The organism is Streptomyces sp. SID5785 (assembly GCF_009870065.1).
Taxonomy (GTDB): Bacteria; Actinomycetota; Actinomycetes; order Streptomycetales; family Streptomycetaceae; genus Streptomyces.
The window spans coordinates 1-6,178 of record NZ_WWIA01000684.1 but is presented as its reverse complement, the minus strand read 5'-3'; the positions used below and the strand labels follow the sequence as shown (position 1 = coordinate 6,178).

Here is a 6,178-nt window from a genome sequence, read left to right as displayed (position 1 = left end):
CCCGCGTCCAGGACGGCAGTCGGGGCTCGCGCGCCCCGGAGGAGGCGCGCGGCAGCGGGACGCGGGCGCCGGTCCGGCCCGCGGCGAGGCGTCCGGCCAGGTCGGCGGCGTCCGAGGGCCGGTCCTCGGGGTCCTTGGCGAGCAGGTCGATGATGATGCGGTCCAGGTGGGCGGGCAGGTCGGGCCGGTGGCTGCGGGGCGGTTCGGGGGCGGTGTCGCGGTGGCCGACGAGCACCGCCCAGGCGTCGGCGAGGTCGAACGGCGGGACGCCCGTGGCGATCTCGTACAGGACGCAGCCGAGCGAGTACAGGTCGCTGCGCCGGTCGACGTGGTCGCCGCCGATCTGCTCGGGCGACATGTAGTGCGGGGTGCCCATCGCCATGCCGGTGCCGGTGAGCCGGGCGGTGAAGCCGATGTCGTGGCCGAGCCGGGCGATGCCGAAGTCGCAGATCTTGGCGGTGCCGTCGCCGAGGCGCACGATGTTCGCGGGCTTCAGATCCCGGTGCACGATGCCCTGGTCGTGGGTGTAGGCCAGCGCGGCGGCGACCTGCGCGGCGACGTCCTCGACGGTGTCGACGTCCAGCGGGTGCCCGCGGTTGTCCTCCAGGAGCCGGCTCAGGTCGCGGCCCTCCAGGAGCTCCATGACCAGGTAGAGGATGCCCTCGTACTCGCCGAAGTCGTGGACGACGGTGATCCCGCGGTGCTGGAGGGCTGCGGCGGCCCGGGCCTCGCGGCGGAACCGCTCGCGCAGGACGCGGGTGAAGGACCGGTCGCGCTGCGGTCCGAGCGGTTTGAGGCACTTGACGGCGACGTGCCGGCCGAGCGCCTCGTCGCGGGCGCGCCACACCTCGCCCATGCCGCCTCTGCCGATCAGGTCGAGCAGCCGGTACCGCCCGTGGATCAGCCTGGTGTCGCGCGTCTCCCCCAGCTCTGGCATGTCCGCTGTCGCCCCCGTCAGCTCGCCGTGCCCTCCCCCGGCCCGTCCAGTATGGCTACCCTTCTGCCGACTTTGTACGGTGCCGGACGCGTCTCGGGACCAAGTCGTGCCACGGCCGACAGGACGTGTTTCGGAGGCAGTTGCCAGCGGAGCGTCGCGGGGACGGCGCGCAGGGCGGTGCCGGTGGTGCGCAGGCGGCGGGTGACGGCGCGCGGGGCGGGGGCGGCCCGGCCGTACAGGGCGTGGGCCCACACCGGGAGGGCGGCGTACGCGAGGTTCGCGGCGCGCCGCCACACGAGCGCGCGGGCCGGGACCAGGAGCGGGTGGACGGGCGGCCGTCGCAGGAAGTCGTCGACCTCGCGGGCCTCGGGACCGGCGGCCAGGTCGGGCCGCACCGCGGTGAAGTAGTCCGCCAGTTCCCGCCTGTCGCCGGGGACGTCGTCGGGGTCGAGTCCCACCAGGCGGGCGCTGGTGCGGTGTTCGGCGACGTACCGGTCGGCCTGGGCGTCGGTGAGCGGGAATCCGGAGCGCCGGGCGACGTGCAGGTAGGAGTCGATCTCGGCGCAGTGCACCCAGAGCAGCAGGGCGGGTTCGTCGACGCCGTACCGTTCGCCGGTGGCGGGGTCGGTGGCACCGAGCCTGCGGTGGATCGCGCGGACCCGGGCACCGGCCCGCTCGGCGGCCTCGGTGGTGCCGTAAGTGGTGGTGCCGACGAAGCTCGCGGTGCGCAGCAGGCGGCCCCAGGCGTCGCGCCGGAAGTCGGAGTTCTGCAGGACGCCGCGGACGGCGCGGGGGTGCAGGGCCTGGAGGTACAGGGCGCGCACCCCCGCGATCCACATCATGGGGTCGGCGTGCACGTGCCAGGTCACCGAGGAGGGCCCGAAGAGCCCCGGGTCCGGTGCTGCCGGTGCTGCCGGTGCTGCCGCTGCTGCCTCGTCGTCGGCCATGCCGTCAGTGTGCGCAGTCTCCGCCACGGGCACCAGTCACCGTGGCCGCCCGGCCCGGGCCTCGTCCAGGGCGAGCCAGACGCGGTCGCGGGTGAACGGCGTCTCGGTCAGGCGCAGCCCGGTGGCGTCCCGCAGCGCGTTGGCGAAGGCGGGCGCGACGGGGTTGAAGGGGCTCTCGCTCATGGACTTGGCGCCGAGCGGCCCGATCGCGTCGGTGGTCTCCATGAAGTGGACCTCGGTGCGGGGCACGTCGGCGAACTGCGGGAGCCGGTAGCGGCGGAACGCGGCGGTGGTGACCTCCCCGCGCTCGTCGACCCGTACGGTCTCGAAGAGGGTGGCGCCCAGCGCCTGGGCGACGCCGCCCTCGACCTGGCCGCGGCACTGCATCGGGTTCATGACCTTGCCCGCGTCGGCGGCGTGCACGCTGCGCAGGATGCGCATCTCGCCGGTGTCGGGGTCGACGGCGATCCGGAACCACTGGGCGTTGAACGCGACCGAGCGCGGGGTCCCGCCCCAGTGCCCCTCCGCGCTGAGCTCGTCCCGCGCCCCGGCGGCGCACGCCGCCTCGTGCAGTTCCTTGAGCGTGACGAGGCGCCCCGCGCAGTCGACGGCCTCGGCGCCGAGCGTGCACAGATGCCGGGCGACGCCCGTGTACCGGGCGGCGAAGGTCCGCAACCGCCCGGCGAGGGCTTCGGAGGCGAGGAGCACGGCCTTGCCCGCGACGACGGTGCCGGCGGAGCCGAAGGCCCCGGTGTCGTGCCGGACGACGTCCGTGTCGGACTGCCGGACGGTGAGGCGGTCGACGGTGGTGTGGAGCGCGCCCGCGGTGATCTGCTGGTGGACGGTGGTGGTGCCGTTGCCGAACTCGGCGGTGCCCACGGCGATGTCGTACGTGCCGTCCGGGAGCAGGGTGACCGTCGCGTCGGCGTAGTGGCCGCCGGGCGGCCCGGTCGCGATCATGGCGAGGGCGGTGCCCTGGCCGGTCAGCCAGCCGGGCGGCGCCTGTGCGGCGCTGGTGTCCTCGGCGATGGCACGGCGCACGATGCCGAGGCACTGGGCGAGTCCGTACGAGGCGATGTGCAGGTCCTCCTCCTCACCGATGGGGCTGATCATGCGGTCGCCGGGGCCGATGACGTTCTTCTCGCGGAGGACGAGCGGGTCCATGCCGAGGCGGCGGGCGGTCTCGTCGATCGCGGACTCCAGGGCGAAGGTGACCTGGCCGAGGCCGTAGCCGCGGAAGGCGCCCGCGGGAACGGTGTGCGTGTAGACGGAGTAGGCGTCGACCTTCTTGTGCGGGACGCGGTACACGGCGAAGGACTCGCCGACGCTGTGGAACATGACGGCGGGCCCGTGGTTGCCGTACGCGCCGGTGTTGGCGACGACCCGCATCCGCAGCGCCGTCAGGGTGCCGTCGGCGCGGGCCCCGATCCTGACGGTGACGGTGAAGGGGTGGCGGGTGGTGGCGCCGTGGAACTGCTCGGCGCGGGTGTACTCGAGCTTGACGGGACGGCGCAGCCTGAGCGCGGCGAGGGTCACGATGTCCTCGGTGAGCATCTCCTGCTTGCCGCCGAAGCCGCCGCCGACCCGGCCTGCGACGACCCGTACGCCGTCTTCGGGCAGGTCGTACAGCGCGCACAGGGCACGGCGGGTGAGGAACGGTGTCTGGGTGCTGGAACGCACGACGATCCGGTCGCCGGTGCCGTCCTCCTTGGGTTCGAAGGAGGCGACGCAGCCGTGGGTCTCCAGGCTGGCGTGCTGGACGCGCTGGGTGCGGTAGGTCGCCTCGTGGACGAGGTCGGCCTCGGCGAAGCCCTCGTCGACGCTGCCGGTCTCGCCGTGCACCTCGCCCGCGACGTTGTCGGCGGCGCGGGCGATGCGCTGGGCCTCGCCCTTGTCGGCGTGGACGGTGGGGGCGCCGGGGCGCATCGCGGCTTCGGGGTCGGTGACGTGCGGCAGCACCTCGTACGTGACCTCGACGCGCCGGCAGCCCTCCTCGGCGGCCTGTTCGCTGTCGGCGACGACGGCGGCGACGCGCTGGCCCACGTACCGGACGGTGGAGTCGAGGACACGGGTGTCGTCGGGGTCCTCGGTGGGGTGTTCGTGCCGGGCACTGGAGTAGAGCCGCTCGGGGGCGTCCTCGTGGGTGAGGACGGCGTGCACGCCGGGGACCCGCAGCGCGGCGGCGGTGTCGATCGCGGTGATGCGGGCGTGCGGGTGCGGGGAGCGGAGCAGTTTCATGTGGAGCAGCCCGGGGACCTCGACGTCGAAGGTGTAGCGGGCGGCGCCGGTGACGACCTGGGGCCCTGCGGGGGCGCCCGGGCTGGCGCCCACCGCCTTTCCCGCGCAGGGGCGTTCGGTGTGCCGGACACCGCGGACGGCGTCCTCGACGGCGCGGTAGCCGGTGCAGCGGCAGATGTTGCCCTTGAAGGCGCGGGGCAGGTCGTCGAGCTTGCCGTCGTCGTGGGCGGTGCCGCGCTCTGCCTCAAGGGCGGCGGTCGTCATGAGGAACCCGGCGGTGCAGAAGCCGCACTGGAAGCCCTGGGCGTCGAGGAACTTCCGCTGGACGGGGTGGAGTTCGCCGTCGGGCGCGGCGAGGCCCTCGACGGTGGTGACGCGGCGGCCGTCCGCACGGACGGCCGGGTAGAGACAGCTGTGCACGGGTTCGCCGTCGACGTGGACGGTGCAGGCACCGCAGTCTCCCGCGTCGCAGCCCTTCTTGACGCCGAACCAGCCGTGCTCCCTGAGGTAGGTGCGCAGGCACTGGCCGGGACGCGGATCGTCCTCGTGGGCGCGGCCGTTGACCTCGATGCCGTAGCTCATCGCACACCGTCCTCGGTGAGTTCGTGGCGGACCTGCTCGGCCAGGTGGAGCGCCATGTGGCGTCGCCAGCGCGGCAGTCCGTGGATGTCGTCGTACCAGTCGGAGCCGCCGACGGCCGTGTCGATCGCGGCGCGGAGCGCGTCCCGGGTGGGCGGCAGCGCGAACCACAGGCGGAAGGGGCGCACCGTCGCGGCCGTGACGGTGACCGCGAGGGAGCCGTCGCGCGGGTCGAGGGTCCCGATGACCAGGGCGCCGGAGCGCCCGAGCCCGTAGAGGGACGCCTGACGGAAGGCGGTGCGGCGGTCCAGGGCGGCCGCGGGCAGGGTCACCGAGCGCAGCAGTTCGCCCTCGCCGAGGTCCTTGCGTCCCGCGCCGGTGACGAACTCCGCGGCGGGCACCCGCCGGGAGGTGCCGTCCTGGGCGCGCAGCAGGCACACGCCGTCGAGGGCGGAGGTGAGGGAGATCATCGGTCCCGCGGGCAGCGCGTTGCAGAGGTTGCCGCCCACGGTCGCCATGTTCCAGATCTTGAACGAGGCGAGGAAGGCGCGGCAGCACTGCTCGAAGAGCGGCGCGGCGGGAGCGTCGAGGGTCCTGCCGTAGCGGGACAGCTGGGCGACGGTGCAGGTGGCGGCGATCTCGAGGGATCCGTCGGGGTGCCGGAGCACCGGTTCCCAGCCCATCCGGCTCAGATCCACGAGCCGGCGCAGGTGCGGCTGGGGCTCGGAGAAGAGGTAGGTGCCGCCGCCGAGCCAGGCGTCGCCCTGCCGCCAGGGCGCCCTGCGGCGTCCGTCCCGTACGTCGAGAACCGTGTTCAGATCCATGCCCCACCCGTTTCGGCCGGTCGCTTTCTGCCAGTGAAGCGCCGGCGCCGGTGCGGGACGACTGGTGTCCGGCACGTAATTCCACCGAGGCCCGCACCCCGTCCTTGGTGGATCCACCAAAGAGGATTCCCCTGCCGCGGCCTTGTATTTACGATGACGGGACCCCCGTTCACCTTGCATGTGCAAGCCGTTCGGGGTTCGTGTCACCGTGGCCGGGCGACGGCCGTACAGGGAGCAGCACCATGCGCGTCGGGGATCTCCTCGAGATCGAGGGGCTCGATCTCACGCTTCTGTGGAGTGGCGAGAATCTGCTCGCCCAGAGCGTCGGCGGGGTCACCGCGACCGACCTGGAGGACCCGTCACGCTTTCTGCAGTCGGGGGACGTCGTGCTCAGCGGCCTCGTGTGGTGGCATCCGGACGAGGCGGCGCCGGCCCGCACCGAGCGCTTCGTCTCGGCACTCGCGGCGAACGGCGCGACGGCGCTGCTCGCGGGCGAGGAGACGCACGGCACCGTGCCGCAGGCCGTCGTCGAGGCGTGCCGGGCGCACGGGGTGGCGCTGCTCGCGGTCCCGGCGCACACGAATTTCCGGGCGATCACCGAGGCCGTCTACCGGCATCGGTGGAGCGACCTGAGCCGGCGCCCGGCCGACGGG

At 73.8% G+C, this 6,178-nt stretch carries 5 protein-coding genes; 1 reads left to right on the top strand and 4 read right to left on the bottom strand.

Translation table 11 applies throughout. The annotated features are described in order from the left end of the window. From GTW43_RS22325 to GTW43_RS22310, 4 genes are all read right to left on the bottom strand, one after another. Window positions 1-937: serine/threonine-protein kinase (locus GTW43_RS22325; RefSeq protein ID WP_161303798.1), on the bottom strand; the 937-nt coding region annotated here is incomplete at its 3' end. A 17-nt stretch (window positions 938-954) separates the two neighbouring features. Beyond that, window positions 955-1,884, bottom strand: a complete 930-nt coding sequence (locus tag GTW43_RS22320; protein WP_161303797.1) for an oxygenase MpaB family protein — start codon at window positions 1,882-1,884, stop codon at window positions 955-957. A 36-nt stretch (window positions 1,885-1,920) separates the two neighbouring features. Then, window positions 1,921-4,704: a molybdopterin-dependent oxidoreductase gene (locus tag GTW43_RS22315; RefSeq protein ID WP_161303796.1), complete on the bottom strand. Its 2,784-nt coding sequence runs from the start codon at window positions 4,702-4,704 to the stop codon at window positions 1,921-1,923. After that, a complete protein-coding gene (locus GTW43_RS22310; RefSeq protein WP_161303795.1) occupies window positions 4,701-5,525 on the bottom strand; it encodes an FAD binding domain-containing protein in 825 nt (274 codons plus the stop codon). Before GTW43_RS22310 ends, GTW43_RS22315 begins: the two co-directional genes overlap by 4 nt. 242 nt (window positions 5,526-5,767) lie before the next feature. On the opposite strand from GTW43_RS22310, the gene GTW43_RS22305 reads away from it, so the two are divergent. Beyond that, the coding region (locus GTW43_RS22305) for a PucR family transcriptional regulator ligand-binding domain-containing protein (RefSeq protein ID WP_202501814.1) at window positions 5,768-6,178 on the top strand (411 nt) is incomplete at its 3' end.